At 61.2% G+C, this 26,518-nt stretch carries 24 protein-coding genes and 1 pseudogene; 17 read left to right on the forward strand and 8 right to left on the reverse strand.

Features of this window, described 5'->3' with window-relative positions; all coding sequences use genetic code 11:
- Positions 1-26 precede the first annotated feature (26 nt).
- Positions 27-2,264 carry an ATP-binding protein gene (locus tag QZR14_RS19845; RefSeq protein WP_250604527.1) on the reverse strand — a complete coding sequence of 746 codons (2,238 nt, stop codon included), beginning with the start codon at positions 2,262-2,264 and terminating at the stop codon, positions 27-29.
- Entirely contained in the window at positions 2,261-2,875 is a 615-nt protein-coding gene (locus QZR14_RS19850) for a biliverdin-producing heme oxygenase (protein WP_311997505.1), read from the reverse strand. Before QZR14_RS19850 ends, QZR14_RS19845 begins: the two co-directional genes overlap by 4 nt.
- 275 nt (positions 2,876-3,150) lie before the next feature.
- On the opposite strand from QZR14_RS19850, the gene QZR14_RS19855 reads away from it, so the two are divergent.
- Entirely contained in the window at positions 3,151-3,771 is a 621-nt protein-coding gene (locus QZR14_RS19855; protein ID WP_311997506.1) for a LysE family translocator, read from the forward strand.
- On the opposite strand, the gene QZR14_RS19860 is transcribed toward QZR14_RS19855, so the two are convergent.
- Positions 3,768-4,181, reverse strand: coding sequence for a VOC family protein (locus QZR14_RS19860; protein ID WP_311997507.1), 414 nt, complete (start codon positions 4,179-4,181; stop codon positions 3,768-3,770). The two genes, QZR14_RS19855 and QZR14_RS19860, sit on opposite strands and share 4 nt — an antisense overlap.
- A 181-nt stretch (positions 4,182-4,362) precedes the next feature.
- Here QZR14_RS19860 and QZR14_RS19865 point away from each other — a divergent pair, with 181 nt between their 5' ends.
- The 4 genes from QZR14_RS19865 (at position 4,363) to QZR14_RS19880 (ending at position 7,852) form a co-directional block, all read left to right on the forward strand.
- Positions 4,363-5,445, forward strand: a complete 1,083-nt coding sequence (locus QZR14_RS19865; protein ID WP_311997508.1) for a bifunctional transcriptional activator/DNA repair enzyme AdaA — start codon at positions 4,363-4,365, stop codon at positions 5,443-5,445.
- Positions 5,446-5,477: 32 nt separating this feature from the next.
- A complete protein-coding gene (locus tag QZR14_RS19870; protein ID WP_311997509.1) occupies positions 5,478-6,275 on the forward strand; it encodes an isocitrate lyase/PEP mutase family protein in 798 nt (265 codons plus the stop codon).
- A gap of 1 nt (position 6,276) precedes the next feature.
- Positions 6,277-6,906, forward strand: a complete 630-nt coding sequence (locus tag QZR14_RS19875; protein ID WP_311997510.1) for a DNA-3-methyladenine glycosylase family protein — start codon at positions 6,277-6,279, stop codon at positions 6,904-6,906.
- A 430-nt stretch (positions 6,907-7,336) separates the two neighbouring features.
- Entirely contained in the window at positions 7,337-7,852 is a 516-nt protein-coding gene (locus QZR14_RS19880; protein WP_311997511.1) for an HvfX family Cu-binding RiPP maturation protein, read from the forward strand.
- 3 nt (positions 7,853-7,855) lie between these two features.
- On the opposite strand, the gene QZR14_RS19885 is transcribed toward QZR14_RS19880, so the two are convergent.
- The gene (locus QZR14_RS19885) at positions 7,856-9,472 is read right to left on the reverse strand and encodes a L,D-transpeptidase family protein (RefSeq protein WP_311997512.1); all 1,617 of its coding nucleotides are present in this window, start codon (positions 9,470-9,472) and stop codon (positions 7,856-7,858) included.
- Positions 9,473-9,622: 150 nt separating this feature from the next.
- Here QZR14_RS19885 and QZR14_RS19890 point away from each other — a divergent pair, with 150 nt between their 5' ends.
- The 4 genes from QZR14_RS19890 (at position 9,623) to QZR14_RS19905 (ending at position 12,943) form a co-directional block, all read left to right on the forward strand.
- Complete coding sequence (locus QZR14_RS19890) at positions 9,623-10,333, forward strand: murein L,D-transpeptidase catalytic domain family protein (RefSeq protein WP_123450466.1); 711 nt, start codon at positions 9,623-9,625, stop codon at positions 10,331-10,333.
- A gap of 229 nt (positions 10,334-10,562) precedes the next feature.
- Complete coding sequence (locus QZR14_RS19895; RefSeq protein WP_250604510.1) at positions 10,563-10,820, forward strand: DUF2790 domain-containing protein; 258 nt, start codon at positions 10,563-10,565, stop codon at positions 10,818-10,820.
- Positions 10,821-10,829: 9 nt separating this feature from the next.
- On the forward strand, positions 10,830-11,501 hold the full coding sequence (locus QZR14_RS19900) for a heavy metal response regulator transcription factor (RefSeq protein WP_150750873.1): 672 nt from the start codon (positions 10,830-10,832) through the stop codon (positions 11,499-11,501).
- Positions 11,498-12,943, forward strand: a complete 1,446-nt coding sequence (locus tag QZR14_RS19905; protein ID WP_311997513.1) for a heavy metal sensor histidine kinase — start codon at positions 11,498-11,500, stop codon at positions 12,941-12,943. The genes QZR14_RS19900 and QZR14_RS19905 overlap by 4 nt, the downstream gene beginning before the upstream one ends.
- Before the next feature lie 102 nt (positions 12,944-13,045).
- On the opposite strand, the gene QZR14_RS19910 is transcribed toward QZR14_RS19905, so the two are convergent.
- Positions 13,046-14,443 (reverse strand): MFS transporter, encoded by a 1,398-nt coding sequence (locus QZR14_RS19910; RefSeq protein WP_311997514.1) that lies wholly within the window; start codon positions 14,441-14,443, stop codon positions 13,046-13,048.
- Positions 14,444-14,546: 103 nt separating this feature from the next.
- Here QZR14_RS19910 and QZR14_RS19915 point away from each other — a divergent pair, with 103 nt between their 5' ends.
- A complete protein-coding gene (locus tag QZR14_RS19915; RefSeq protein WP_311997515.1) occupies positions 14,547-15,434 on the forward strand; it encodes a LysR family transcriptional regulator in 888 nt (295 codons plus the stop codon).
- On the opposite strand, the gene QZR14_RS19920 is transcribed toward QZR14_RS19915, so the two are convergent.
- Positions 15,431-16,051 carry a cell wall hydrolase gene (locus QZR14_RS19920; RefSeq protein WP_311997516.1) on the reverse strand — a complete coding sequence of 207 codons (621 nt, stop codon included), beginning with the start codon at positions 16,049-16,051 and terminating at the stop codon, positions 15,431-15,433. The two genes, QZR14_RS19915 and QZR14_RS19920, sit on opposite strands and share 4 nt — an antisense overlap.
- Positions 16,052-16,250: 199 nt before the next feature.
- On the opposite strand from QZR14_RS19920, the gene QZR14_RS19925 reads away from it, so the two are divergent.
- From QZR14_RS19925 to QZR14_RS19935, 3 genes are all read left to right on the forward strand, one after another.
- Positions 16,251-17,102: a CAP domain-containing protein gene (locus tag QZR14_RS19925; RefSeq protein WP_311997517.1), complete on the forward strand. Its 852-nt coding sequence runs from the start codon at positions 16,251-16,253 to the stop codon at positions 17,100-17,102.
- A gap of 198 nt (positions 17,103-17,300) precedes the next feature.
- On the forward strand, positions 17,301-18,299 hold the full coding sequence (gene moaA, locus QZR14_RS19930; protein WP_250604486.1) for a GTP 3',8-cyclase MoaA: 999 nt from the start codon (positions 17,301-17,303) through the stop codon (positions 18,297-18,299).
- A 36-nt stretch (positions 18,300-18,335) separates the two neighbouring features.
- Positions 18,336-19,235 carry a bestrophin family protein gene (locus QZR14_RS19935; protein ID WP_250604484.1) on the forward strand — a complete coding sequence of 300 codons (900 nt, stop codon included), beginning with the start codon at positions 18,336-18,338 and terminating at the stop codon, positions 19,233-19,235.
- A gap of 207 nt (positions 19,236-19,442) precedes the next feature.
- Here QZR14_RS19935 and QZR14_RS19940 read toward each other — a convergent pair.
- Both QZR14_RS19940 and moaB read right to left on the reverse strand, forming a co-directional pair.
- A pseudogene (locus tag QZR14_RS19940) lies at positions 19,443-19,608 on the reverse strand (molybdopterin molybdenumtransferase MoeA); the annotation flags it as partial.
- Positions 19,605-20,144, reverse strand: coding sequence for a molybdenum cofactor biosynthesis protein B (gene moaB / locus QZR14_RS19945; protein WP_311997518.1), 540 nt, complete (start codon positions 20,142-20,144; stop codon positions 19,605-19,607). The gene moaB and the pseudogene QZR14_RS19940, both read right to left, overlap by 4 nt.
- 289 nt (positions 20,145-20,433) lie before the next feature.
- Between moaB and QZR14_RS19950 the strand changes: the two genes are divergently transcribed.
- From QZR14_RS19950 to QZR14_RS19970, 4 genes are all read left to right on the forward strand, one after another.
- Positions 20,434-21,333 (forward strand): LysR family transcriptional regulator, encoded by a 900-nt coding sequence (locus QZR14_RS19950; protein ID WP_311997519.1) that lies wholly within the window; start codon positions 20,434-20,436, stop codon positions 21,331-21,333.
- Between the two features lie 528 nt (positions 21,334-21,861).
- On the forward strand, positions 21,862-23,205 hold the full coding sequence (chrA, locus tag QZR14_RS19955; RefSeq protein ID WP_311997520.1) for a chromate efflux transporter: 1,344 nt from the start codon (positions 21,862-21,864) through the stop codon (positions 23,203-23,205).
- 408 nt (positions 23,206-23,613) lie between these two features.
- Positions 23,614-24,978: a glutamine synthetase family protein gene (locus QZR14_RS19960; protein ID WP_311997521.1), complete on the forward strand. Its 1,365-nt coding sequence runs from the start codon at positions 23,614-23,616 to the stop codon at positions 24,976-24,978.
- Positions 24,979-25,126: 148 nt separating this feature from the next.
- On the forward strand, positions 25,127-26,410 hold the full coding sequence (locus QZR14_RS19970) for an NAD(P)/FAD-dependent oxidoreductase (protein WP_311997522.1): 1,284 nt from the start codon (positions 25,127-25,129) through the stop codon (positions 26,408-26,410).
- Positions 26,411-26,518: the final 108 nt, after the last annotated feature.

The following is a 26,518-nucleotide window of genomic DNA, read 5'->3' on the forward strand; positions in this document are numbered from 1 at the left end:
GCTCGCTCCCACATTAAAATCTACGCTCAGTCCAGACGCGGCACGGTGAAGCGGAACTCGCTGCCCTGCCCTGGTTCGCTCTCGGCGAAGATCCGCCCGCCATGGGCTTCGACGATGCCTTGAGTGATGTACAAGCCCAGACCGGTACCGGTCGGGTTGCCCTCTTTCACCGTCCAGTAGCGGTCGAACACGTGCGGCAGGTGCTCCTTGGGAATCCCCTCGCCGCTGTCGCGTACGGTGAAGACGATTTCATCGCCGACAGACGTGGCATGTACGCCGACCGTGCCCAGGCGCGGGGTGAACTTGATCGCGTTGCCGACCAGATTGGACAGCACCTGGAACAGCCGCTCGGGGTCGGCATGGATACGCAGATCGGGTTCGGCGGCGAAGGAAATGCTGATGTCCTTGTCCAGCGCCAGCGGCGCGAGCAGCGCCTGCGCCTCCTCGAACATCTGCCCGACGTCGAGTTTCTGCGGGGTGATGGAGTAGCGCCCGGCGTCGATTTTCGAGGTGTCGAGCAAGTCCTCCAGCAGCGTGTTCATGCGTCCCGCAGCCTGTTGCATGGTGTCGATGGCCGTAGAAATGCGCCGCGAAGTGTGCGGGCCGTCCGAGCTGAAGGCCTTCTGCATCATGCCGCAAAGCATCGAGATCACCGTCATCGGATTGCGCAGATCGTGGGAAACCACTGCCACCAGTTCGTCGCGGGCACGCACCGCCTCCTGCTCACGGCGCACCTGCCGGGCCAGATCGTTTTCCAGCGCCGAACGGCGCAGATCGTTGGCCGCGAACAGATCGCCATGGCTCCACTTGGTGGAGATCCCGGCCATCTCGACTTTCCAGATTTCGAACGAGGTACGCGGGCGCAAACGCAGGCCGGCGTCGGAGTTTTCCAGGTCCAGCGGCTTGCGTGGATCGCCGCTCCAATTGATGTTCTCCTTGACCTCCGGACGGAACCAGAACACGCCGTTGTCCACCGGTTTCGGCAGGTTCATGGCAAGCACACCGCTGGCCACCTGCTGATACTGCGCGGCCGGCGGGTAGACACTGGCCAGGTGATGACTGGCGAACACAGGCTCGCCGCTGTCCTGCAGCCATTTGTGCAAGGCGCGAATGTCGTCCGGCTCCGGGCAGTTGCCGTAGCGATGCAATTGTTTGTCTTCAATGATTGCAATGCCGCCGGCATTGGTCAGCGCCATCAGGGCCTGCGGCTGATTGGCCAGGCCATCGAAGACATTTTGCGGCGAGTCGATCATTGCCTGATTGAGCAGCGCCAAAGCTTCGACTTTCTCTTCGCGCTGACGGCTGATTTCCAGCGCTTCCATGGCGCTGATCTGCAGCGACAGCACCTGGCCGATGGTCTGACACGCAGCGCGCAACTCGTGCGGCACGTGCAGTGGCTGGCGATTGCCGCAGCTGATCAAGCCCCAGAGTTTGTCGCCCTTGAGCAGGGAAATGCTCATCGACGACAACACGCCCATGTTCTTCATGTACTGACAGTGGATCGGCGACACGCTGCGCAGCGTGGCGAAACTCAGGTCCAGCGGCGTGTTCGTGTCCGGGCGCAACTTCGGCACCAGCGGCACCGGTTGGTAATCGGCATTGGGGATGATCCGCAGCCAATTGGTGCGATACAGCTCGCGCGCCTGTTCGGGGATGTCCGACGCCGGGAAGAACAAGCCGTTGAACACTTCCATCGACGGGTCGGAGGCTTCGGCGATGACCTGACCGTGGCCCTCCTCCTCGAAACGGTAGATCAGCACCCGGTCGTAACCGGTCATGGCCTGGATTTCCTTGACGCTGATGTCATACAGCGCCTGCAACGTGGTGGCCGCTTGCAGACGCTGGAGCATGCGCCCCAGATGCGTCTGGTTGCCGGCGACATTGCGCGGCTGGAAATTTTCCACGTGGATTTCCAGCTCCAGGATCAGTACACCTTGATGCCGGTGCAGCAAACCCTCGAACGCGGTGCCGTTGAGTCTGAAGTGCAGCGGTGGCGCGTCGGCGAGCGCCGGGTGCAACAACGCTTCGCGTACTTGTGTCGCTTCTGCGTCGCCGAGCAGGCGCTCCAGTGGCTGGCCGATCAGGCTCTGCGGCTCCCGGGCCAGCAGGGTTTCGACATTAGCGCTGACCTGAATGATCGCCAATGCAGGCTCGCTCAGGGTCAGCAGCAAACCGTGGGGCTGGATCGCACCGGGGAAACGAATCGGCTCGTCGGCACAGTTGGCCAGCAGTTCTTCAAAGGCGTCTTTGTCTTGCGGGTTCATGCCAGTACCTCCCGGCTTTCGAGCCAGCGCTCGAAACAACTGAATGTGGTTTGTGCTGCCGTGACGACAGCGGCGCGCTCGATGGCGTTCATCGGCCGACTGCCGAGGTATTCGATAAAGTCGCGCCAGCGCCGGCCCGTGGCGGCGCCGTAGATATCGAGAAAGGCCGCGCCGTTATCGGCTTCCAGGCCTAATCGTGAAGAGATTTCGCGACGCAGGATTTGCCCGCCCAGCGTTGCGCCCTCGAGCACGTAGAGCACGCCAAGGCAGGCTGCACTTGAGTCGATGATCGGTAACGGCTGGCACTGCGGCAGGTTTTGCAGCGTGTCAGCAGATACGCCCAGCGCGTGCAGATCAGCGCGCAAGGTTGGCGCTTTGAGACGAGGCGCCAGCTCAAAATCGGCAGGCATTGCACCGCTGCGCAGCAGAGCGTTTTCCAGCGGCAGATAGAAGCCGTAATAAGCCTGCATCAACCGCACAAAAGCCTGGGTATCGAGGGTATCGGAGAAAAAAGGAAGGCGTTTTTCCAGTGCGATGTGCAGTTCGGCAGTGCCGGCTCGCAGATCTTGCAGCACCGGTGGCACATAAACTTCACGGGCCTTTGCTTGCATGTAGATCGCTCTTGGTGGGGCCGCCTGGGGCCAAACGGGGTGAGTGCAACGTCGGCGAAATTTTACACGGCTATCGCGGTTTCTGACCGGCCGGATAGTTATTTCTGACGAAACCATCACCCTCTGATTGATTCAGAGTGAAGGCATCTGCAAAAAGTTCGACCGCGTTGCCCAATCGCGGCGGGCGCTGTACCGCGACAGCGTTGCGCGACTGTATGGGTCGGGGCGCCTGGGGCCTGTGCTAAAAATATCGCTCTCGTTTCTGGAGTACCGTCATGGATCTCGCCACGCTCAGCCTGTTTCTCCCGGCCTGCTTCGCCCTGAACATGGCCCCCGGGCCGAACAACCTGCTGTCAGTCAGCAACGCCACGCGCTATGGCTTTCGCCGCGCCTGCACGGCGGGTATCGGGCGAATTGTAGCGTTCGCCGGCATGATCGCACTGGCCGGTGCCGGCCTGTCGGTGGTGTTGCAGACTTCGGAATGGCTGTTCCATGCGATCAAGATCGTCGGTGCGGCGTATCTGTTGTACCTGGCCTGGCAGTTGTGGCGAGCCAGTCCCGAGGCCGAGCAGTCAGTCACGGGCGCGACCATTGGCTTCTTTGCGTTGGCGCGGCAGGAGTTTCTGGTGGCGGCGGGCAACCCGAAAGCGATCCTTCTGTTCACCGCGTTTCTGCCGCAGTTCGTCGACCCAGCGCGCCCGGTGCCTGCGCAATTTGCGGTGCTGGGCATGCTGTTTCTGCTGCTGGAGTGGATCGCCATCAGCGCCTACGCCTGGATGGGCCTGCACATGCGCCGCTGGTTCGCCGAGCCGCGCGGCAAACGGATCTTCAATCGTTGCTGCGCAGGCCTGCTGTCGGCGGCGGCTTCGCTGCTGTTGATGGCCAAACGCGCTTAAGCCTCGGACGGGCCTTTGAGTTCGACCTGATTGCCGTCCGGGTCGAAGCAATACAGCGACAGCCCTTTGCCTTCGGCGCCGAAACGTGACTCGGCTTTGGCCACGCTCAAACCGAAGGATTGCAAGTGTGCGCTTAGCGCTTCTTCGTCGAACGGCTCGATGCGCAGACAGAAGTGGTCGACGTTACGCCGTTCGTTGCCGGCCGCCCCGCCGCCCTTGCGGCCGAGTTCGCCTTGCAGGTCAACGAGGTCGATCATTGAAGTGCCGGCGCGCAGATGCACCAGGCCCAGTGGTTCGTTGCGCTTGACCACTTCGGCGCCGAACACCTGGCCGTAGAAGTCGATGCTGCGTTGCAGATCGGCGACGCGCAGGACGATGTGATCGATATGTTGAATGGAAAATGGATGCATCGGACACACCTCAATAAACGGTAGGAGCTGCCGAAGGCTGCGATCTTTTGATCTTGTTCTTTAGAGGCAAAGTCAAAAGATCGCAGCCTGCGGCAGCTCCTACACGGTAGTTCAGAGGGATTGAAAATTCACTGTCGATTTTTCGGTGGAGCCATCGACAAACTGGTTTTACTCTCAGCCCATGAACATACAAACCGCTGTCCTGCCGCCCCACGCCGAAATGGTTCGCGCCATGCTCGAACGCGACACTGCCTATGAAGGCGTGTTCTTCACGGCGGTGAAAACCACCGGGATTTTCTGCCGCCCCAGTTGCACGGCGCGCAAGCCGAAACCGGAGAACGTCGAGTTCTTCGCCCACGCCGACGACTGCCTGTCGGCGGGCTATCGCGCCTGCCTGCGCTGCAAACCACTGGACGCCGCAGCCATCGCCCCGGACTGGGTGCAACGCCTGCTCAACGCCGTGGAAGCAGATCCGGAGGTGCGCTGGAGCGACGCACAATTGCTCGCTGAGGGCATCGAGCCGCTGAAGCTGCGGCGCTGGTTCAAACAGCATTTCGGCATGACCTTCCATGCGTGGCTGCGCACGCGTCGGCTGGGCATGGCGCTGGGCGGGATCAGGCAAGGCACCTCGATTGATCACGCTGCGTTCGATTCCGGTTATGAATCGCTCAGCGGTTTTCGGGATGCCTTCCAGAAGTCCTTCCACATCACTCCGGGCCGCGCCGAACACAGCGAGCCGTTGCTGTTTACCCGGCTGACCACGCCGCTGGGGCCGATGATCGCCATGGCCGAGCGGCGTGGTCTGGTGTTGCTGGAGTTTCTTGATCGCCCAGCGCTGACCCGCGAAGTCGAAGAATTGCAGGGTCGCTATGGCTACGCGATCGCACCGGGGCACAACGCGCATTTGCAGCAGATCGAGGAGCAACTGGCGGCGTACTTCGCCGGCAAACTCAGTGAGTTCAGCGTGCCGCTGCATTTGCCCGGCAGCGATTTCGCCCGGCAGGTCTGGTCGGCGTTGCTGCAAATCCCTTACGGCCACACCAGCACCTACGGCGCGATCGCCGCCGGTTTGGGCAAACCCGGTGCCAGTCGCGCGGTCGGTCTGGCCAACGGGCACAACCGATTGTCGATCGTAGTGCCCTGTCACCGGGTGATCGGCGCGGATGGCGCGTTGACCGGCTATGGTGGTGGGCAGCCGCGCAAAGCATTCCTGCTGCGGCTGGAAAACGCCGCCGTGCAGCTCACGCAACCCCTGGCATTCTGACCAACCGAATCAACGGACAAGAAGGATTTTTGATGAACGCGCTCGCTACGCAGTTTCACCAGTTGCACCAGCACGGCTTGTTGATGCTGACCAACGTCGGCGACGCCACCGGCGCGCGACTGGTCGAGCATCTGGGCGGTAAAGCCGTGGCCACCAGCAGCGCGGCAGTGGCCTGGGCCCACGGCTACCCGGACGGCAACGCCCTGCCCCTCGAACGGCTGGTGTCGACGGTGCAAGCCATCGCCCGGGTAATCAGCGTGCCGTTGACCGTGGACGTCGAGGCCGGTTATTCCGACGACCTCGGGCGCGTCGCCGAAGTACTGGATGCGGTGATTGCGGCGGGCGCGGTGGGCATCAATATCGAGGACGGTTCTGCGGATCCCGAGTTGCTCGCGCGCAAGATCGAAGTGGCACGTCAGGTGGCCAACAAGCGCAACGTGCAGCTGTTCATCAATGCGCGCACCGACGTGTACCTGAAAAGCCTGGTGCCGGTCGAAGATCGCGTCGCCGAAACCCTGCGTCGCGCTGCGTTATATCAATCGGCCGGTGCCGATGGCCTGTTCGCCGCGGGCGTCACGGGTGCCTATGAAATCGAGGCAATCTGCAAGGGCACGGCGCTGCCGGTCAACGTGCTTGGCTTCGCGTGTCTGCCGTCGCCTGCAGAACTGCAAGCGCTGGGCGTACGGCGCTTGAGCGCCGGCTCCGGCATTGCCGAATTCCTCTATGGCGCGATGGGCGGGCTGGTGAAAAGCTTTCTGGCCAGCGGCAAACTCGATACCCATGACCTCAAGGCGTTTACCTACGGCGAAGTCAACGGCTTGCTGAAATAACATGGCTGAAGATTATCAAGCGGCCAGCGCGTTTCTGGCCGCACTTGATCCGGACTGGCAGCACCATATCGCAGCCATCGGCCCGTGCCTGCATCTACCGCATCCGGCGCGTGATCCGTACGAGTCGCTGGTGCGGGCGATTGCTTATCAGCAACTGCATGCCAAGGCCGGCGATGCGATTGTCGGGCGCTTGGTGGGGTTGTTTCCCGGCCAGACGTTTCCTCGTCCCGAGCAGATTCTTGCGACAGGGTTTGATCGTCTGCGCAGTTGCGGATTTTCCGCGGGCAAGATTGCGACGATTCAAGGGATTGCTCAGGCGACACTGGATGGCGTGGTACCGGATTACGCCACGGCCCTGGCGATGGATGACGAGGCGCTGATCGAACGTCTGGTCAGTTTGCGCGGGGTGGGTCGCTGGACGGTGGAGATGTTGCTGATCTACAGCCTGGAGCGCATGGATATTTTGCCGGCGGATGACTTCGGCGTGCGCGAGGGGTATCGGCGGTTGAAGGGACTGGAGGTGCAGCCGACGCGCAGGCAGATGATTGAGATTGGGTTGGCATGGAGTCCTTTTCGGACGGTGGCAGCGTGGTATTTGTGGCGGGTGCCTAAACCGCTGCCCTCACCCTAGCCCTCTCCCAAAGGTAGAGGGGACTGATTGGGGGAGATTGGAGATTTACGCCGACCTGAAATAGCGTCTGTGAATCCGTGATGGCCAAGACTTCTCAAACCCATAATCGACTGCCCTCACCCCAACCCTCTCCCGGAGGGAGAGGGAGCCGACCGAGGTGTCTGGCGTCATACATCGACCTGAAAAACCGAGTCGATTATGGATTCAACGAGGGGCGCTCACGTCGGCGCACCTCTTCAATATCCCGCGGTCAGTCCCCTCTCCCTCTGGGAGAGGGTTAGGGTGAGGGGCCTTTGACTGTATCGCACTGTATATCCCGAAGCCGCAGACACACCGAAAGCACAATTCCCCACCCTCGGCGACACATCCCCGATACACCCCAACGTTGAAATGCCCCGGTCGATCTCATTCAACTCACCGGAGCTGCACCATGTTCACCACCCTTTCAACCGCCGTCAAAACCCTGCACCTGAACCTCGACCGCGCTGGCACCTGGCTCGCCCCTCTGACCCTGCGCCTGTTCATCGCCTGGGAGTTCTTCGAGTCCGGACTGGAGAAATTCAACGGGCAGAACTGGTTCGAAGACATTCAGGACAAATTCCCCTTCCCGTTCGATCACCTGCCGGCAACGCTGAACTGGGAACTGTCGATGTGGGCCGAGCTGATCTGCGCTGTGGCGATTCTGCTCGGTTTTGGTACACGGATCTCGGCGATCTCGCTGATTGTAGTAACCGTGGTGGCGACCGCCGCCGTGCACTTGCCCGCTGACTGGTCGTCACTGAGCGAACTGGCGCAGGGGTATGCGATTACCAACAAAGGTTTCGGCAACTTCAAGCTGCCGGCGATTTACCTCGCGGCGCTGTTGCCGCTGGTGTTCGCCGGGGCCGGCAAGTTGAGTGTCGATGCGTGGCTGGCGCGGGTGTTCTGGAACCGAAGCACCCGCTGAAGCTCAATGCGCCCGATCAAGTCCGGCGAGCAAGGCGCTGTCGTGGCTATAGATGTCCGGCGCGTAACGTACGCGCCCGTTGCTGTCGACCTGGGCCGTCCAGTAAGTCATCAGGATCGGCACCGGCGCCGACAGACGAAATTCGTGGGTGGTGCCGGTGGCCAGCAGGGTTTCGGTGCGGGCCTTTTCCGCCGGGGTGAGCAGCAGATCACGCAATTGCATTGGGTGCTCGACCCGCACGCAGCCGGAACTGAAGGCACGCGGGCCTTTTTCGAACAGCGCCTTGCTCGGCGTGTCGTGCAGGTACACCGAGAACGGGTTGGGGAACCGGATGACCATTTGCCCCAGCGGATTACGCGGCCCGGCGTCCTGGCGCAGCATGATGTTGCCGGGGTTGTCCCAATCGATGTCCGCCGCTGCCAGAGGCTGCCCGTTGGCGTCGAGCACTTGCAGGTTCTGCCGGCTCAGAAAGGTCTGGTCCTTGCGGATTTCCGGCAGCTTGTCTTCTTTCCAGATGGTCGGCGGCACGGTCCAGGTCGGGTTCAGGGTCAGGCGCGTCACCCGGGATTTCAGCAGCGGCGTCTGACGCTCTGCGCGGCCCACCTGAGTGCGGGTCTGCCACACCGGCAAACCGCCCTGATACAGCGTCAGCTCAGCGGCGGCGACGTTGACCAGCAAGACATTGGGTTCCATGTCCTGGGCCATCCAGCGGAAACGTTCGAGGTTGACCCGCAGTTGCTCACGGCGGCTCAACGGACTGATGTTGAGTTCGGCAATCGTTCCCGGCCCGACCACACCGTCAGCCTGCAACGAATGGCTGGCCTGGAAACTCTTCACCGCGTCGACCAGCACACCGTCATAAGCAATACCGGGAGTGCCGATGGCGTCGGTCAGATAGCCTTCGCTGTACAGACGCTGGGCCAGTTCCGGCACACGTTTGTCTTCCATGGCCGGGCGCAACAGCGGCCCGCTGCCCACCGACTGCCATTGCGGCAAGACAGTGAGCCGTTGCGCCGCGTAGAGCTGGCGCAGGTTCTGATACTGCGCCAGACGCGGACGGGCCAGGTCGAACGCGGCGGGAATGTCGTGCATCCCCGGTACGGCGATGGCCAATAATTCCGCCTGACGGTCACGCGGGGTGTCGTCAGCGTGCCACAGCGGCTCGAAGTGTGATTGCAGCAGACGACCGTAGTGCAAATCCTGCAGGGCCTGAAGGTAGTTGCGGCTGATGTCGATGTCGGCGCACAACTCGCCATCCTGCGGCACGGTGGTTGCGATCGGGTAACGCTTAGGATTAAGGCCATCGTCGGCCAACAGCTGCAATTGCGCCTGCAATGCCGGCAATCGTGCCGATTCACTGGCCCACACCGGCATCCAGTCCTGCTGCTGGTAGAACGCCTGCAATTGCGTGAGCGCCGGGCCGTTTAGATGTGCGGCAATCGCCGGGCATGACTGCGCCAGGCTGATCAAAACCGCCTGCAACGGACTTTGCGGTTCTACCGGCATTTCTGCCGGTGGCGTTGGCAATGTCTCCAGCGGCGGCAACGGCTCATCCGCACAAGCGACAAACGGCGCAGCGAGCAAACAAATGCTCAAGTAGCATGCGTACTTTTTGAACAACTGCTTTACTCCAATCCATGGCCGTCTAGATGATGGCCAACCTTACATCAGGTGCGCTGAACAGTCAGGCTCGATCTGTGGGCTTGCGGGTAACGACTGGGAGTCAGGAGCCAAAGTGCCAAATAAGTAGCCAGTGAGGACACTTTATAAATGTTGACGTTTTTGCGCCGACTTCTGTTGACTGCCACCGCTCTCGTCGTGACCAGTCCCGTTTTTGCCGCCGGTAAACCCTCGCCGGTTCTCTTCACCAGCCTCGCGCACGCCGCGCCAGAACTCAATCCCCAAGCGCTGAAAGGTGCGTTGAGCGCCATGCAGTGCGCGGTCAACAACGGTGCGAAACCGTCGCGTCACCTGGCGATCATCGACTATTCGCAACCGTCCACCGAACGCCGCCTGTGGATCTTCGACCTCAGCAAACAGAAATTGGTGCTGCGCGATCTGGTCGCCCACGGTTCGAATTCCGGGGAAAACTTCGCCACGCAGTTTTCCAATGTCGAAGGCAGTTATCAATCCAGCCTTGGCCTGTTCCGCACCCAGGAAAGCTATAGCGGCACCCACGGTTATTCGCTGCGCATGGACGGTCTTGAGCCGGGCTTCAATGACATGGCCCGCGATCGCGCGATCGTCATTCACGCGGCCAGTTATGTGAATCCGTTGTGGAGCAAGAAACAGGGACGCATCGGCCGCAGCCAGGGCTGCCCGGCAGTGCGACCGCAGATTGCCAAACAGGTGATTGATCGTCTGAAGAACGGCCAGTTCATGTTTTCGTGGTACCCGGATCAGCGCTGGCTGAAGTCTTCGCCGTACCTGAACTGCCAGCCGCAGCAGGTGGCGAGCATCCTCAATACCCACGCTAGCTGACCGAACACCAAATCCCCTGTAGGAGCTGCCGAAGGCTGCGATCTTTTGACTTTGACTTTTAGAAGCAAGATCAAAAGATCGCAGCCTTCGGCAGCTCCTACAGGGAGATTCGCAGTCACTTTCATTACAACTTTGTCATTCAGTTGTCGGTTTGCCGTGCGGATCGCTCGGTAGCCTGAAGTTGTCCCGGCGCCAATGCCGATCAACTTTGACCACTGAGTGACTGACCATGAAAAGCCTCCTGCTCGCCTTCACCGCCCTCCTCGCCACCGGCAGCACGTTCGCCGCGAACATGCCCGACACTGCCGTGATTCATGACAAATCCGGCTTCTACGTGAATCTGGATGTCGACAAAGTCCTGTCCAGCACCGATATTTCACAAGCGTGTGGCGTGGTCCCGGCGCAATTGAAATACCTCGACCATCAGGGCCGCGAACATGTGCTGGACTATCAGGTACAAGGCAGCGGCTGCATCAATGACCATTGAGACTGATCGATGAATATTCTGGTTGTCGAAGACGAACCCAAGGCGGGCAACTACCTGCTCAACGGTTTGCAGGAACTGGGTTACAGCGTCAGCCTCGCCCGCGATGGTGCCGACGGGTTGCACCTGGCGCTGGAACACAGTTTCGATGTGATCGTGCTCGATGTGATGATGCCGAAAATGGATGGCTGGGAAGTCCTGCGCCGCCTGCGCAAGGAAGCCGACACGCCGGTGCTGTTTCTCACCGCCCGCGACGATATCGCTGACCGCGTCAAAGGCCTGGAACTGGGTGCCGACGATTACCTGATCAAGCCGTTTTCCTTCGCCGAACTGGTGGCGCGTCTGCGCACACTGACGCGGCGCGGGCCGATTCATGAAGACGAACAATTGCAAGTCGCCGACCTGCAGATTGACGTGCTCAAACGCCGCGTGAGCCGCGCCGGGGTGCGCATCACCCTGACCAACAAAGAGTTCGCGCTGCTGCAGTTGTTCGCCAGCCATACCGGGCAAGTGTTGGCGCGCTCGCTGATCGCCTCGCGGGTCTGGGACATGAATTTCGACAGCGACACCAACGTGGTCGATGTTGCCGTGCGCCGCTTGCGGGCAAAGATCGATGATCCGTTCCAGCTCAAGCTGATCCACAGCGTGCGCGGCATCGGCTATCGCTTTGATACGCAGCCATGAACAGCCGCCCGTACTCGCTGACCCTGCGCCTGGCGCTGGTGTTCGCCCTGCTCGCCTTCGCTTCGCTGGCCGGCCTCGGTGTCGCGCTGTACAACGAACTTGAGCAACAGTTGATCCGTCGTGATGACACCGCGCTGGTCAGTCGCGTTGATCAGTTGCGCACTTTCCTAAATGACAGCAACACCCTCGAGCTGATCAAGAACAAACCCGCATTGTTCCAGAACATGCTCGGCAATCGCGAAGCGCTGCTGACCATCGGCGCGCCGGGGCAACCGCCGCTGCTGGTGGTCAACCCGGGCAATCTGCACACGCCAACGTTGCCGCCGGTGCCCATCGACCACGCAATGACGCTCAACGATGTGCAGCATCTGCCGAGTGTCGACGGCGTGCCGTTTTCGGCGGTGGCGGCGAGCATCGATTCCGGCGAACTGGGCAATCTGCAAGTCACCACCGGGCGGTTGATGAGCGAGCGCACGGCGATGCTCGCCAATTACCGCTTGAGCGTTTATGGCCTCGCCTCGCTGGCGGCACTGTTGCTGGCAGTGGTGGGCTGCCTGCTGGTGTATCGCGGTTTGCTGCCGTTGCGGCGACTGGCGAAGCACGCCCATGGCATTGGTGTCGGCAACCTTGGGGAGCGCCTGGCCAGCAGCGGTGCGCCGCGCGAATTGCAGCCGATGATCGAGGCGTTCAACGCCATGCTCGACCGCCTCGCCAAGGGCTTTGCGCAGTTGAGTCAGGTGTCCACCGACATGGCTCATGAGCTGCGCACGCCGATCAACAACCTGCTCGGCGAAACCCAGGTGGCGCTGCAGCAGAACCGCAGCATGGAGGCCTATCAACAGTTGCTCGCCTCCAACGTCGAAGAGCTGGAGCGCCTGACACGGATGCTCGACAACATGCTCTTTCTTGCCCGCACCGATCCGGCCAGCGCCTTGAGCCAGCGCCAGGAGCTGGACGCGGCGGATGAGATGCAGCGCATTGCCGATTATTTTGAAGGATTGGCGGCTGATGTCGGGGTATGCATTGAAGCGCGTGGCAACGGTTTGATTTGGGCCGAACCGATGCTGCTGCGCCGCGCACTGGCCAACCTGTGCGCCAATGCGATCAAGTACGGTGCGGCGAATTCGACCGTGCAGGTGGAAGCGATTGCCGAGGCGGATGGCAGCTATCTGCGGGTACGCAACCACGGCACAACCATTGCGCCGGAACATCTGGCACGACTGTTCGAACGCTTTTACCGCGTCGATCAGTCACGCGAGCGCTCGGCGCAATCCAACGGTTTGGGCCTGTCGATCGTGGCAACCATCATGCAGTTGCATCAAGGCCGCTACAGCGCCAGCAGCGCCGATGGCATCACCTGCTTCGAACTGTTTTTCCCCGCCCGGCAATCACCTTCATCGACTTTTCCGCCGTCATCGCTGGCAAGCCAGCTCCGACAATGATTGGCGCTGAATCCAGATCTCCGGCCAACCCAAAACCCTGTGGGAGCTGGCTTGCCAGCGATGAGGTCAGCTTGATCAACATCAACTTTCCCTGACCCGCAGCTACCGCGAGCAGGTCGAATCGGCGCGCTGTCGCTCCCACAGCTTGATCTCGGCTCGGCTGATGATCAGGGCTGTCAGCATCAGCGCTGTGGCAACGCCGAAGGTGATGTGCAAGCCGCTGGCAATCCATGTTGCAGGCGCTTGCGTCGGATCCCCCGCCGCCAGCGCAAACACCGCGCCCATTACTGCCGCGCCGGTGATCAACCCAAGGTTGCGCGCCAGCCCGAGCATCGCCGAAACCACGCCACGCTGATCCTGACTGACCCCGGCCATCAATCCGGTGTTGTTGGCCGCCTGGAACAACGCGTAACCCACAGCTATCACCATGATCGGCAGTACGTACGCGGGCAGCCCCATACTCATGGGCAGGATTGCCAGCAAGCTGCAACCGCCGGCCATCCCGAGCAACGCGCCCGGCACGATCCGTCGCGCGCCGAAGCGATCCACCAAACGTCCCGCCGGTACCCCACTCATTGCGGACAACAACGGTCCGATCGATAACGCCACTCCGACCATTGTGCTGCTGAGACCCAAACCCCGGTGCAGGTAAAACGGACCGACCACAAGCGTGGTCATCATCACCGTTGTCACCAGCAACGTCAGCGTCAGGCTGCTGCTCAGTCGCGCGTCGCTGAACAGCGACAAACGAATCAGCGGCGACTTGGCCTTCATCTCGACCACGATGAACAATCCTGCGCCGCACAGGCTGGCCAACAGCAACGGCACGGTGAAACCTTCAAGGGTCATTGCCAGCGCATAGGCCGCCAGCGTCAACACCAGCACCACGCTGCCAGAATAATCGAACGCGACTCGCGGCCCGGCGGCCCGATCCGCCGGCAAATAGCGGTACACCAGCCACGCATTGAGCAAGCCCAACGGGACGTTGAGCAAAAAAATCGCCTGCCACCCGACATGCGCCATCAACACCCCGCCCAGCGACGGCCCAAGGGTGGTGCCAGTGGCTGACATCGTCGCCAACAAACCCATCGCACTGCCCGCTCGCGCCTTGGGCACCGCGTCGGCAACCAACGCCACCGTCAAAGCGAACATGATCGCCGCGCCCACACCTTGCACCGCCCGCGCGCCAATCAGCCAACCCAGTCCCGGGGCCAGCGCGCAGGCCAGTGAAGCGCTGGTGAAAATACCAATCCCGATCAACAGCAATCGACGCTGACCGAAGCCATCGCCCAGACGCCCGACGCTGACAATCAATGTGGTGATCGCCAGCAGGTAGGCGAGCACGATCCATTGCACCTGTTGAAACGTGGCCTCGAACGCCGTCGCCAGAATCGGCAATCCTGCGTTGGCGATGCTGGTGTCCAGCGACGGCATCAACATCGACAGGGCCAGACTGGTCAGCGCCCATCGGGCCGGAGTGCTCAGGGGTTCTTGGGGCATGGCAGGCTCGCAGTGCAAAGGTAATGCGTCATAGCCTGAGCCTCGACAACATACGGCGCAAGACGCATGCTTTGCACTCAATACCTGCATGGAACGCCATATCATGACCGCACCGGATCTGAACCTGCTGATCACCCTCGACGTGTTACTGCGTGAAGGCAGCGTCGCCCGCGCCGCCAAATGCCTGCGGCTGAGCCCGTCAGCTATGAGCCGCGCCCTCGCCCGTCTGCGCGAAACCACCGGGGATCCGCTGCTGGTGCGCGCGGGGCGTGGCCTGGTGCCAACGCCGCGCGCACTGGAATTGCGCGAACGGGTCAGTCATCTGGTGCAGGAAGCCGAGGCGATTTTGCGCCCTGCCGAAGTGCTCGACCCGCGCCGCTTGCAACGCACCTTCACCCTGCGCAACACCGACGGTTTTGTTGAAACCTTTGCCGCCGCCCTGCTCGCGCGCATCGCCGAAGAGGCGCCCGATGTCCGCCTGCGCTTTGTGCAGAAAGCCGACAAGGACAGCACGCCGCTGCGCGAAGGTCGCGTCGATCTGGAAACCGGCGTGGTCGACGACAGCACCGACCCGACGCTGCACAGCCGCATCCTGTTTCAGGATCAGTGGATCGGTGTGGTGCGAGAGGGGCATCCCTTGAGTTCGGGAAAAATCACCAGCAAGCGCTTTGCCGGTGGCCAGCACATTCTGATCTCACGACGCGGGCGCAGCAGCGGCCCGGTGGACGAAGCGTTACTCGCGTTCGGACTGACGCGGGACATCGTCACTTCATTCGGCGGATTCTCGGCAGCGCTGACGCTGGTGCGTGAATCAGATCTGATCGCGACTGTCCCGCAGCGCCATACCAGCAAACTGCGCACGGGCCTGCACAGTTTCGCCCTGCCCTTCGCGATGCCGGACATCAGCGTGTCGATGCTCTGGCACCCGCGCATGGACGCCGACCCGGCGCATCGCTGGTTGCGCGATTGTGTGCGACAGGTCTGCGCCTAACGCGCGTCGCCGTTTGCCGGTTTGTAGAAGATGAAATTTCCGGTTCTGGCGGTCTTGCGGTATTCCTTGGCCCAGCTCGGATGAACATTGCGGTCATGGAAATACAACGCGCCGTGGGTGCGATCCTTGAGTTGGCGGTTCAGCGCTTTGCGGGCGATATCCTTGGCCAGCGTGTATTCGGCATCTTCCTCGACCTGATCCGGACGCCCGTCGCACCACCAGGAAAACTGGCAGCTCTTGGTTTCCGAACCCTGTTTGACGACGGCGCAAATATTGTCGGGGAAGCCTTGGTGGCCGAGGCGATTCATCACCACACTGGCCACGGCTTCCATTTCCGGCGTGTCCTTGCCTTTGGCTTCCCAATAGATACTGCGCGCCAGGCAAGTGATCGGATCGTCCAGCGGCGCGGCACCGACCGGGTCGACCGCCTGCACTTCGGTCGGGGTGATGGCTTCGGCTTTCGGGGCCGGGGCGGCGCTGACTTTGTCCGCCGCTTTTTCTTCCAGCACTTGGGCTTTTTCTTCAGCCTGCGCTTTGATCGAGGCCTGATCGGTGGCCCATACAGAGCCTGCCAACAGGGTGAATACGAGACAACCCGCCCAGCCTTTCAATCCCATGTCTGTTCTTCCGGCAGCGCCCGATGCGGGCAAGGTGTTACGTCAGGGAGACACCCGGTTTGCGGGGTCTTCGGTGAGTGTAGACGGCAAATCCAGCGCCAAAGTTGCGCAGAAAAACCGCTGAATGAAGAAAAAAGACATTGCACTCACCGGGGGCCTTTCGCGCATCATGGGCGCATTCAGCTCCAGGGAGATTTCCATGCGCTTCATGCCATCTGTTTTGCGTTTTGCCGCGTTGTCCGTAGGCGTTATGTTGGCCATCCCGGCGCTGGCTGGCGATGAGTCGCAATTGATCGAGTCGATCAACAGTTATCGCAGCCAGCCGCAGCGTTGTGGTTCGCAGGCGTCGAATGAACTGCCACCGCTGTCGGCGGATCCACGGCTGAGATTACGCGCCACCGGAGCTGTCGATCTGCAACAAGCCATGGCCAGCGCCAGTTACCCGATGGTCAATGTGCAGGCGATCACGCTCAACGGCCCGCGCGATGCGGCGTCGGCGATGAAGGCGATTCAGGAAAGTTTCTGTCAGGTGGTGCTTGATCCGCAGTTCGTCGATGTCGGTGTCAGCCGCGACGACCGCGATTGGCGCATCGTGCTGGCGCGGCCGCTGCTGTCGGCCAAGCTGGGGGACGCGCAAGGTGAGGGGCAGAAGTTGTTGAGCGAACTCAACGTCGCCCGTAGCCAGGCGCGTCAGTGTGGCGATCAGGCTTTCGCCGCTGCCGCACCGCTGGCCTGGAACGCCAGCTTGGGCACGATCGCCCAGGATCACAGCCGCGACATGGCCAACAATAATTACTTCGACCACAAGGACCGCGACGGCCGCACCCCCGGCGATCGCGCGGAGCTGGCCGGTTACAGCGGGCAACTGGTCGGCGAAAACATCGCCGCCGGGCAAGACACCGTGCACAAAGTCGTCGAAGGCTGGCTCGCCAGCCCCGGCCACTGCGCCAACCTGATGAACCCGCAATACCAGGAACTCGGCGCGGCTTACGCCACCGACCCTAAAAGCAGCGCGGGGATCTACTGGACCGCGATGTTTGGCGCCCAATAATTCTCCCCCCTGCCCTGCGGAGAACATTACTTTCTTTACAAGACCTCGCTTAACTGGCGAATAAACGTTCGGCGAAAAAAAGCACCTCATCGACGGGGTCAATCAACTGTTCATTAACAGTGATTGGACGGCACTGAAAGTTAGCCATAACCTGCATCGCCCCCCTTCACCTGGGGTTTTCATTCCTGCGAGGCTGTCATGACAGAGCGTGTCTTGATCGATGGTTACAACCGCCGCGTCGACTATCTGCGCATGTCGGTGACCGACCGTTGCGACTTCCGCTGCGTCTATTGCATGGCCGAAGACATGCAGTTTCTGCCGCGCCAGCAAGTGCTGACCCTGGAAGAAATCTACCAACTGGCGCAGAGCTTTGTGGCGCTCGGTACGCGCAAGATTCGCCTCACCGGTGGCGAGCCGCTGATCCGTCCGGGCGTGGTCAAGTTATGCGAGCAGATTGCCGCCCTGCCCGGCCTGCGCGAACTGTGCATGACCACCAATGGCTCGCAGCTGGGCAAACTCGCGGCGCCGCTGTTCGACGCCGGGGTCAAACGCCTGAACATCAGCCTCGACAGCCTCGACCCACAGCGCTTCCAGCAGATGACCCGCACCGGCGATCTGGCGCAGGTGATCAACGGCATCGATGCTGCGCGCAAGGCTGGTTTCACCCGCACTAAACTCAATGTCGTGGTGATGCAGGGCCGCAACGATGAGGAGATCAACGATCTGGTCAGCTTCGCCATTGACCGCCAGCTCGACGTCTCTTTCATCGAGGAAATGCCGCTGGGGATCATCAGCGAACACAGCCGCGCCGAGTCATTTTTCTCCAGCGCCCAGGTGCGCGAAAAAATCGCCGAGCGCTATACCCTGATCGACTCGGCCGAATCGACCCAAGGCCCGTCGCGCTACTGGCGGCTGGCCGAGGCGCCGGAGATTCGCCTGGGCTTTATCTCGCCACACAGCCACAACTTTTGCGGCACCTGCAACCGCGTACGCCTCACCGTCGAAGGTCGCCTGCTACTGTGTCTGGGTAACGAGCATTCGGTGGATCTGAAAGCGGTGCTGCGCGCCCATCCGGGGCAACCGCAACGGCTGGAGAAAGCCATTATCGAGGCGATGAAACTCAAGCCGTATCGGCATAACTTCGAAGTGAACGACGATGTTCAGGTCGTACGTTTCATGAACATGACGGGCGGCTGATCCCGCCAGTTTCATCGGTTATCGGAACCGCATAGCATGATCATCAGACCCAAGGTCAACCAGTTCGCCATCCTCTTCACCCTCAAGGGTTCGATCGCCAAACGCATCGCCCTGCGCACATTGATGGTCACCCTGCTGGCTTCGGCCATCGTGCTGGTGGAAATCCTCCATCCGAGCAACTTCACCAAGGTCAATGCCACGCCGTTTACCTTGCTCGGGTTGTCGCTGTCGATCTTCATGAGTTTTCGCAACAACGCCTGTTATGACCGCTGGTATGAGGCGCGCAAGGCCTGGGGCGATGTGCTGGTGCACATTCGTTCGGTGATTCGAGAAACCCACGTCATCCGTGAATCCGCTGAGCGCAAGCCTTTGCTGCTTAACTTGTGTGGCTTTGCCCATGCCCTGAATGCGCGGTTGCGCCGGGAAAGCGAAGCGGCGGCCAGCAGTGCCTGGATCACGCCGAAACACGATGCGCGGGTTCCGGATTACAGCGGGCGGATTTTGCAGCAGGTCGGCCAGCAGTGCTCCGACCTGCATCAGAGCGGCGAGTTGAGCGAGTGGCGCTACATGCTGCTGGCCAACCACCTGACCAGCCTGACCCAGGCACAAGCGGTGTGCGAGCGGATCAAGAACACCCCGCTGCCCTTCCCCTACACCCTGCTGCTACACCGAACGATCTACCTCTTCTGCATCCTGCTGCCGTTCGCCATGGCCGAACCGCTGGGCTGGTTGACACCGTTGTTCACTGCGATTGTCAGCTACACGTTTTTTGGCCTGGATGCGATTGCCGATGAACTGGAAGACCCGTTCGGCCGTGATGAAAACGACCTGGCCACCGACTCGCTGGTGCGCACCATCGAGCGTGACATCCTCAGCGAACTGGGCGTGACCGACCTGCCGCCGATGCTGATGCCGGTGGACTATGTGCTGAGCTGATCCGTAGCTCTCCAGACACCCCGAAACCCTGTGGGAGCTGGCTTGCCAGCGATGGTGGCGGGTCAGTTGGCATTGATGTTGGCTGACACGGCCTCATCGCTGGCAAGCCAGCTCCCACAATGATTTGTGGTGATGCTTGATATTGAGTATGTACACAGAACCTGTGGGAGCTGGCTTGCCAGCGATGGTGGCGGGTCAGTTGGCATTGAAGCCACGGCGGCAGGTCGAGTGTCGCCACCAGATCACTGGCCAGCACCCGCCCACGCGCATCGTCGAGCGCCAGCAGTTCGCTGTCGGCCAGACGTTGCTGATTGGCCATGCCGAACAATTGGTCGAGGGCGTCCTCGACCGGCATCAGCGGTGGCTTGCTCATCCGCGTGGCCCGCAGGCTTGCACGGCTTTCAGGTGCGGGACGAAGTTGCACGGGCGATGACGGTTATCCAATTGTTCGGCAAGAATGCCTTCCCACGCCGTGCGGCAAGCGCCGGTCGAGCCCGGCAGGCAGCACACCAGCGTACCGTTCGAAAACCCGGCCAGCGCACGGCTTTGCACGGTGGACGTGCCGATATCCAGAATCGAAATCGCCCGAAACAGTTCACCAAACCCGTCAATCTGCTTATCAAACAAGCGGGCCACCGCTTCCGGCGTGCTGTCGCGACCGGTAAACCCGGTGCCGCCAGTGATCAGCACCACCTGAATGCCTTCGTCGGCGATCCAGTTCGCCACCTGAGCGCGGATCTTGTACAGATCGTCCTTGAGCAGGTTGCGCGCGCTCAGCGTGTGCCCGGCTTCCAGCAAACGACTGACCAGCAACTGGCCGGAGGTATCGCTGGCGTAATCGCGCGTATCGCTGACCGTCAGCACGGCAATATTCAGGGGGACAAACAGGGCATCGGCTTTGGCGCTCATGGCAGTTCTCCGGCAGCAGTCAATCAACATTGCCGAGCAGCCTAAGTGCCACTTATGAGTACTGTCTAATCACTCTGGCCAAACACATTATCGACCCGCTCTATCGGTGCTCTTCACCTCGCTGAATGCCAGCAGAACCGGGCTTGATAGAACCGATCGATGGTCTCTTGAACACTTCCGATTGGACGGATATCCGTTCAGATGAGATCGTCGCACCCTGCACTTTTCGTGCGCCACGCGCAGGTGCGTCAAGACTCATTCAAATACTCCCCGTCGAACAGGTGCCTTCGTGGACATCAAACAACTCAAGTTCCTGATCGCACTGGACGAAACCCGCCACTTCGGCCAGGCCGCCGCCCGCTGCCACATCACTCAACCGACGTTGTCGATGCGCCTGCGCAATCTGGAAGACGAGCTGGATCTGGTGCTGGTCAACCGTGGCCAGCGTTTTGAAGGTTTCACTCAGGCCGGCGAGCGCGTGCTGGCCTGGGCGCGCACCCTGCTCGCGGCCCATGACGGTTTGTTCGCTGAAGCAGCAGCGTGTCGCGGGCAACTGGTGGGTAGCTTGCGGTTGGGCCTGGTGCCGCTGAGCAGCTTCAACCCGGTCAATTACATTCAGGGTTTGTCGGGAACCTATCCCGAGTTGAAATTCAGCCTGTCGTCGCTCAGTTCCGACGAAATCATCGCCAGGCTGGGCAACAATCAGCTTGATCTGGGTGTGTGCTATCTGGATCACGTCAACCCGAACTATTTCGAGTTTTTCGAGATCGGCGAGACCCGCGTCGGCCTGCTCTACGACAACCGCCACTTCCAGTTCGAAGGTTCGAAAATGAGCTGGGAAGACGTCGCCGAACTACCGCTGGGGATGATCACCGCCGGCATGCATTACCGTAAATCCATCGACTTGAGCTTCCGCAGCCGTGGGCTCAGTCCGCAGCCGATCATGGAAAGCGATTCGACCTATCAGCTGTTGCAGGCGATTCACCAAGGCTTCTGCTGCGCGATCATGCCGCTGGACAGCGGGCTTGAGGAGCCGATCGAGCACCTGTCGTTCATGCAACTGCCGGATGCCAGCGTGCTCGCGCCGCTGGGCCTGGTGATGCGCAAGACCGAGCCGCGTTCGGCGATTGCCGAGAAGTGTTTTGCCGAGGCGCGGAAGTTGTTTGGGGTAGAGGTTTCTACCGAATAAATGGTGTTGAATGTCAGGCCCCCTTCGCGAGCAGGCTCGCGAAGGGGGCCGCTGTTAGGAGTGCAGATTGTGCATCGGGTCGAGGCGCGCGCGAGTGATCGAGGTGCGGCGTTGCGCAGGAGTCTGGCGCACGCCTGAAAAGCAAAAGCCCCTCACCCTAGCCCTCTCCCCGAGGGAGAGGGGACTGATTGGGGGATATTGCAGAAGTACGCCGACGTGAAGGAGTTGTGGTGAATCCATAATCGATGGGATCTTTCCGGTCATGGAGAACGGCAGACACCTCGGTCGGCCCCTTCGGGTGACCATCAAATCCATAATCGACTCGATCTTTCAGGTCGATGGATAACGCCAAACACCTCGGTCGGCCCCTTCGGGTGACCATCAAATCCATAATCGATTCGATCTTTCAGGTCGATGGATAACGCCAAACACCTCGGTCGGCTCCCTCTCCCTCCGGGAGAGGGTTGGGGTGAGGGTTGAAAGTCTGGTTAGATAGCCGCTCCGCCAGGATTCAACCCGGAGTCTCGCTTGAGCACAGTCCCGAACAACCCGCCCCGTCCCGATCCCGTCACCCTGCGCCAGGCCTGGCGCTTCTGGCTGAAACTCGGCTGCATCGGCTTCGGCGGGCCGGCCGGGCAGATCGCGATCATGCATCAGGAACTGGTCGAGCGTCGGCGCTGGATCTCTGAAAAGCGTTTTCTGCACGCCCTCAACTACTGCATGTTGCTGCCCGGCCCCGAGGCTCAGCAATTGGCGACGTACATCGGCTGGTTGCTGCATCGTACCTGGGGCGGTGTGATTGCCGGTGCGCTGTTTGTGCTGCCGTCGTTGTTCATTCTGATTGGCTTGTCGTGGCTATACGTCGCGTTCGGTGACGTGCCGGCGGTGGCCGGGGTGTTTTACGGGATCAAACCGGCAATCACCGCGATTGTGCTGCACGCGGCGCATCGCATCGGCTCGCGCGCGCTGAAAAATGCCTGGCTGTGGGCGATTGCCGGGGCCTCGTTCGTGGCGATTTTCGCTTTCAATGTGCCCTTCCCCTTGATCGTCCTCGGGGCCGCGTTGATCGGTTATCTGGGCGGACGATTCGCACCGCAGCGGTTCAGCAACGGCGGTGCGCGCAACAGCGAAAAATCCTTCGGCCCGGCGTTGATCGATGACGATACGCCGGCGCCCGAACACGCCCGTTTCAATAGGGCGAAGCTGCTGCGCCTGGCGTTGATCGGTGCGGTGCTCTGGTGTTTACCGATGGCGTTGTTGACGGCGTTGTTCGGCTGGGACGGCACGTTCACGCAAATGGCCTGGTTCTTCACCAAAGCCGCCCTGCTCACCTTCGGCGGCGCCTACGCGGTGCTGCCTTACGTCTATCAGGGTGCCGTCGGGCATTACGGCTGGTTGACGCCGACGCAGATGATCGATGGCCTCGCACTCGGCGAAACCACCCCCGGCCCACTGATCATGGTGGTGGCGTTTGTCGGTTTCGTCGGTGCCTACGTACAACCGGCGTTCGGCCCTGAACACGCCTTTGCCGCCGGCGCACTGGCGGCAACGCTGGTGACCTGGTTCACCTTCCTGCCCTCGTTTCTGTTCATTCTCGCCGGCGGGCCGTTGGTGGAATCGACGCACAACGAACTGAAGTTCACCGCACCGCTGACGGCGATCACCGCGGCCGTGGTCGGGGTGATTCTGAATCTGGCGTGTTTTTTCGCTTATCACGTGTTCTGGCCAAACGGTTTTGCCGGGGCACTGGACCTGTTTTCGCTGATGCTGGCGGTGGTGGCAGCGCTGGCGCTGTTCGTTTTCAAACGCGGCGTGATCAGTGTGTTGATCGTTTGCGCCCTCGCCGGGCTGGGCTTTCACCTGATGCGCTGACCCCTGGCCTGCGAATCTCCCGTTTACACGCCCGGGAATTCCCCCTTACTATCCGGGCACACCGGTCGGCGAGTCAGCCCGCCACCGACGTTTTCCGCCAACGGAAACACGCGTTATGAGTACGTCACCACAACAACCAGAATCGTTGAACGTCTCTGCCCTGCGCGCCCTCTCTCACAGGGGCTGCGTATGAATCGTATCGTCAATCTCCCCATGGCCCTGCGCCGTTCCAAGCTGCGTCACTCCGCACGCCCGCCGGATATCTCTCTGCCTGTCTGATCGCGTCCGTTAAAGAACCGCGACAGTCCCCTACTTCTTGATATCCCTGCCAGGACACCCACGCCTTTTTGCCGCGTCGTGTCCGGCCCGAATCTGCGCGCCTGTGCGGCGCCATCGTGAGTGATCGTTATGAAATTCGCAGCCATCGAAGACGCACGCCTGTTCCTTGAACAGAACCCCGATATCGACATGATCGAGTTGTTCATCCTCGACGCCAACGGCGTGCCACGCGGCAAGCTGTTGCACCGCGAAGAACTGCTCGCCGTGTACCAAAGCGGCCGGCCGCTACCGAGCACCATTCTCGGCCTGACCGTGCAGGGTGAGGACGTCGAGAACTCCGGCCTGGTCTGGGACGTCGGCGATATCGACTGCCGCGCCTATCCGCTGGAAGGCAGTCTGGTGCGCCTGCCATGGCGCAAGATTCCAACCGCCGCCGTCCAAGTCAGCATGCACCCGACCGAAGGCATGCCCGCGAGCATCGCCGACCCGCGACACTTGCTGATCAAGGTGATCGACGGCCTCAAGGCTGAGGGTTATCACCCGGTGATGGCCTGCGAACTGGAGTTCTATCTGCTCGACGCCAAACGCGATCACAACGGCCGCCCGCAACCGGCGCTGGACGCTGACGGTGGTCGACCGCGACATACGCAGGTGTACGGTTTGCGTGAGCTGGAACAGATCGAACCGTTCCTCGCCGACCTCTACAGCGCCTGCAAACTGCACGGCATTCCGGCGCGCACGGCGATTTCCGAATACGCCCCGGGCCAGGTGGAAATCACCCTTGAACACGGTGATGCACTGGAGGCGATGGATCAGGCCGTGCGCTACAAACGTCTGGTCAAAGCCATCGCCCATCAGCACGGCATGCAGGCAACGTTCATGGCCAAGCCGTTCGATGATCTGGCCGGCACCGGCATGCACATGCATGTGAGTCTGGCCGATGGCGAAGGTCGTAATTTGTTCGCCTCGGAAGACCCGGCCGGCACCCCGCTACTGCGCACGGCGATTGGCGGCATGCTTGCCTCGCTGCTCGATACGTTGTTGCTGTTCTGCCCGAACGCCAACTCCTACCGACGCTTTCAGGCCAACAGCTACGCGCCGCTGGCGCCGACATGGGGCGTCGACAACCGCACCGTCAGCCTGCGCGTACCGGGCGGCCCGGCCAACACCCGGCACATCGAACACCGCATCTGCGGCGCCGATGCCAACCCGTATCTGGCCGCGGCGGCGATCCTTGCCGGGATTCATCGCGGCATTCGTGAAGACCTTGATCCGGGTGCGCCGGTTGAAGGCAATGGCTATGCGCAGGCGAAGGAATTGCTGCCGACCGATTGGCTGACCTCGCTGCAGGCGCTGGAGAATTCGGTGTGGGCGCGGGATGCCTTGGGGCAGGAATTTCTCGGGGTGTATCTGGCGGTGAAACGTGCCGAGTACCGGCAGTTCATGGCCGAGGTGGGTGAGCAGGATTGGCGGTGGTATCTCACCGAGGCCTGAATATTCAAATCTCCCCTGTGGGAGCGAGCCTGCTCGCGAAGGCGTCGTCACATTCAACATTTTGGGTGACTGACACACCGCTTTCGCGAGCAGGCTCGCTCCCACAGGGAATTGCACTCCGACTCCCGAATTTTGTGTGGACACTGACATGACCGAACGCTGCAATTCCTACTACACCGCCACCCTCAATCAGGACACCAACTACCCGACCCTGCAAGGCCGGCACAAGGTCGACGTGGTGATTATCGGCGGCGGTTTCACCGGCGTCGCCACCGCTGTCGAACTCGCCGAAAAAGGCCTGAAAGTCGCCATCGTCGAAAGCCACAAGATCGGCTGGGGCGCCACCGGGCGCAACGGCGGTCAGGTCACCGGCAGCCTTTCCGGCGACGGCGGGATGCGCAAACAGATGCGCGCGAAACTCGGCGATGACGTCGATGATTTCATCTGGCACCTGCGCTGGCGCGGGCATGAAATCATCCAGCAACGCGTCGAGAAATACGCCATTCAGTGCGACCTCAAACACGGCCATTTGCACGCCGCGTACAAGCCCAGTCATATGACCGACTTGCGTAAGGATTATGAAGAGGCCGTACGGCGCGGATTAGGCGATGAAGTCAGCCTGCTCGACCGCAGTCAGGTGCGTGATCTGCTGCAAAGCGACCTCTACCACGGCGCAATCAAGAATACGCGCAACATGCATTTGCACCCGCTCAACCTGTGCATCGGTGAAGCGCGAGCGGCGGAAAGTCTCGGTGCGCTGATCTTCGAAAACAGCGAAGTGCTGGAGATCATTCACGGCGCTACGCCGGGTGTGCGCACGGCTCACGGGCAGATCGATGCCAAGCAGGTGATGCTCGCCGGCGACGTCTACCACAAGCTCGAACCGGGTCAGCTCAAGGGCAAGATTTTCCCGGCCATGGGCGGCATCGTCACCACCGCGCCACTGGGCGATCTGGCAAAACAGATCAACCCCGAAGACCTTGCGGTGTACGACTGCCGTTTCGTCCTCGACTACTACCGCCTCACCGCAGACGGCCGCTTGTTGTTCGGTGGCGGCGCCAACTACAGCGGCAAGGATTCACGGGACATCGCTGCCGAGCTGCGCCCGTGCATCGAGCAGACCTTCCCGGCGCTCAAAGGCGTGCAGATCGATTACCAGTGGAGCTGCGCGATGGGCATCGTCATCAACCGCATCCCGCAACTGGGCAAGCTCTCGGACAACGTCTGGTATTGCCAGGGTTACTCGGGGCACGGCATCGCGACCACCCACATCATGGGCGAAATCATGAGCCGCGCGATCACCGGGCAAATGGAGCAGTTCGACACGTTTGCCCAGTGCCAGCACATACGCGTGCCGATGGGGGATTTGCTCGGCAATCCGTTGTTGGCCGCCGGGATGTGGTATTACCAGATGCTTGAGCGACTTCGCTAAGCCTTTGTTGATCCTGCTGACCCCATCGCTGGCAAGCCAGCTCCCACAGTGTCCGTGGCGTACCCAAATTTCATGTACACCGCAAAAACCTGTGGGAGCTGGCTTGCC

The organism is Pseudomonas sp. rhizo66 (genome assembly GCF_031931925.1).
Lineage (GTDB): Bacteria > Pseudomonadota > Gammaproteobacteria > Pseudomonadales > Pseudomonadaceae > Aquipseudomonas.

Excerpts from the sequence above, each read along its gene's own strand:
- QZR14_RS19845 (WP_250604527.1), bottom strand. The coding sequence starts at position 2,264 with ATGAACCCGCAAGACAAAGACGCCTTTGAAGAACTGCTGGCCAACTGT.
- QZR14_RS19850 (WP_311997505.1), bottom strand. The coding sequence starts at position 2,875 with ATGCAAGCAAAGGCCCGTGAAGTTTATGTGCCACCGGTGCTGCAAGAT.
- QZR14_RS19855 (WP_311997506.1), top strand. The coding sequence starts at position 3,151 with ATGGATCTCGCCACGCTCAGCCTGTTTCTCCCGGCCTGCTTCGCCCTG.
- QZR14_RS19860 (WP_311997507.1), bottom strand. The coding sequence starts at position 4,181 with ATGCATCCATTTTCCATTCAACATATCGATCACATCGTCCTGCGCGTC.
- QZR14_RS19865 (WP_311997508.1), top strand. The coding sequence starts at position 4,363 with ATGAACATACAAACCGCTGTCCTGCCGCCCCACGCCGAAATGGTTCGC.
- QZR14_RS19870 (WP_311997509.1), top strand. The coding sequence starts at position 5,478 with ATGAACGCGCTCGCTACGCAGTTTCACCAGTTGCACCAGCACGGCTTG.
- QZR14_RS19875 (WP_311997510.1), top strand. The coding sequence starts at position 6,277 with ATGGCTGAAGATTATCAAGCGGCCAGCGCGTTTCTGGCCGCACTTGAT.
- QZR14_RS19880 (WP_311997511.1), top strand. The coding sequence starts at position 7,337 with ATGTTCACCACCCTTTCAACCGCCGTCAAAACCCTGCACCTGAACCTC.
- QZR14_RS19890 (WP_123450466.1), top strand. The coding sequence starts at position 9,623 with ATGTTGACGTTTTTGCGCCGACTTCTGTTGACTGCCACCGCTCTCGTC.
- QZR14_RS19895 (WP_250604510.1), top strand. The coding sequence starts at position 10,563 with ATGAAAAGCCTCCTGCTCGCCTTCACCGCCCTCCTCGCCACCGGCAGC.
- QZR14_RS19900 (WP_150750873.1), top strand. The coding sequence starts at position 10,830 with ATGAATATTCTGGTTGTCGAAGACGAACCCAAGGCGGGCAACTACCTG.
- QZR14_RS19905 (WP_311997513.1), top strand. The coding sequence starts at position 11,498 with ATGAACAGCCGCCCGTACTCGCTGACCCTGCGCCTGGCGCTGGTGTTC.
- QZR14_RS19910 (WP_311997514.1), bottom strand. The coding sequence starts at position 14,443 with ATGCCCCAAGAACCCCTGAGCACTCCGGCCCGATGGGCGCTGACCAGT.
- QZR14_RS19915 (WP_311997515.1), top strand. The coding sequence starts at position 14,547 with ATGACCGCACCGGATCTGAACCTGCTGATCACCCTCGACGTGTTACTG.
- QZR14_RS19920 (WP_311997516.1), bottom strand. The coding sequence starts at position 16,051 with ATGGGATTGAAAGGCTGGGCGGGTTGTCTCGTATTCACCCTGTTGGCA.
- QZR14_RS19925 (WP_311997517.1), top strand. The coding sequence starts at position 16,251 with ATGCGCTTCATGCCATCTGTTTTGCGTTTTGCCGCGTTGTCCGTAGGC.
- moaA (WP_250604486.1), top strand. The coding sequence starts at position 17,301 with ATGACAGAGCGTGTCTTGATCGATGGTTACAACCGCCGCGTCGACTAT.
- QZR14_RS19935 (WP_250604484.1), top strand. The coding sequence starts at position 18,336 with ATGATCATCAGACCCAAGGTCAACCAGTTCGCCATCCTCTTCACCCTC.
- moaB (WP_311997518.1), bottom strand. The coding sequence starts at position 20,144 with ATGAGCGCCAAAGCCGATGCCCTGTTTGTCCCCCTGAATATTGCCGTG.
- QZR14_RS19960 (WP_311997521.1), top strand. The coding sequence starts at position 23,614 with ATGAAATTCGCAGCCATCGAAGACGCACGCCTGTTCCTTGAACAGAAC.
- QZR14_RS19970 (WP_311997522.1), top strand. The coding sequence starts at position 25,127 with ATGACCGAACGCTGCAATTCCTACTACACCGCCACCCTCAATCAGGAC.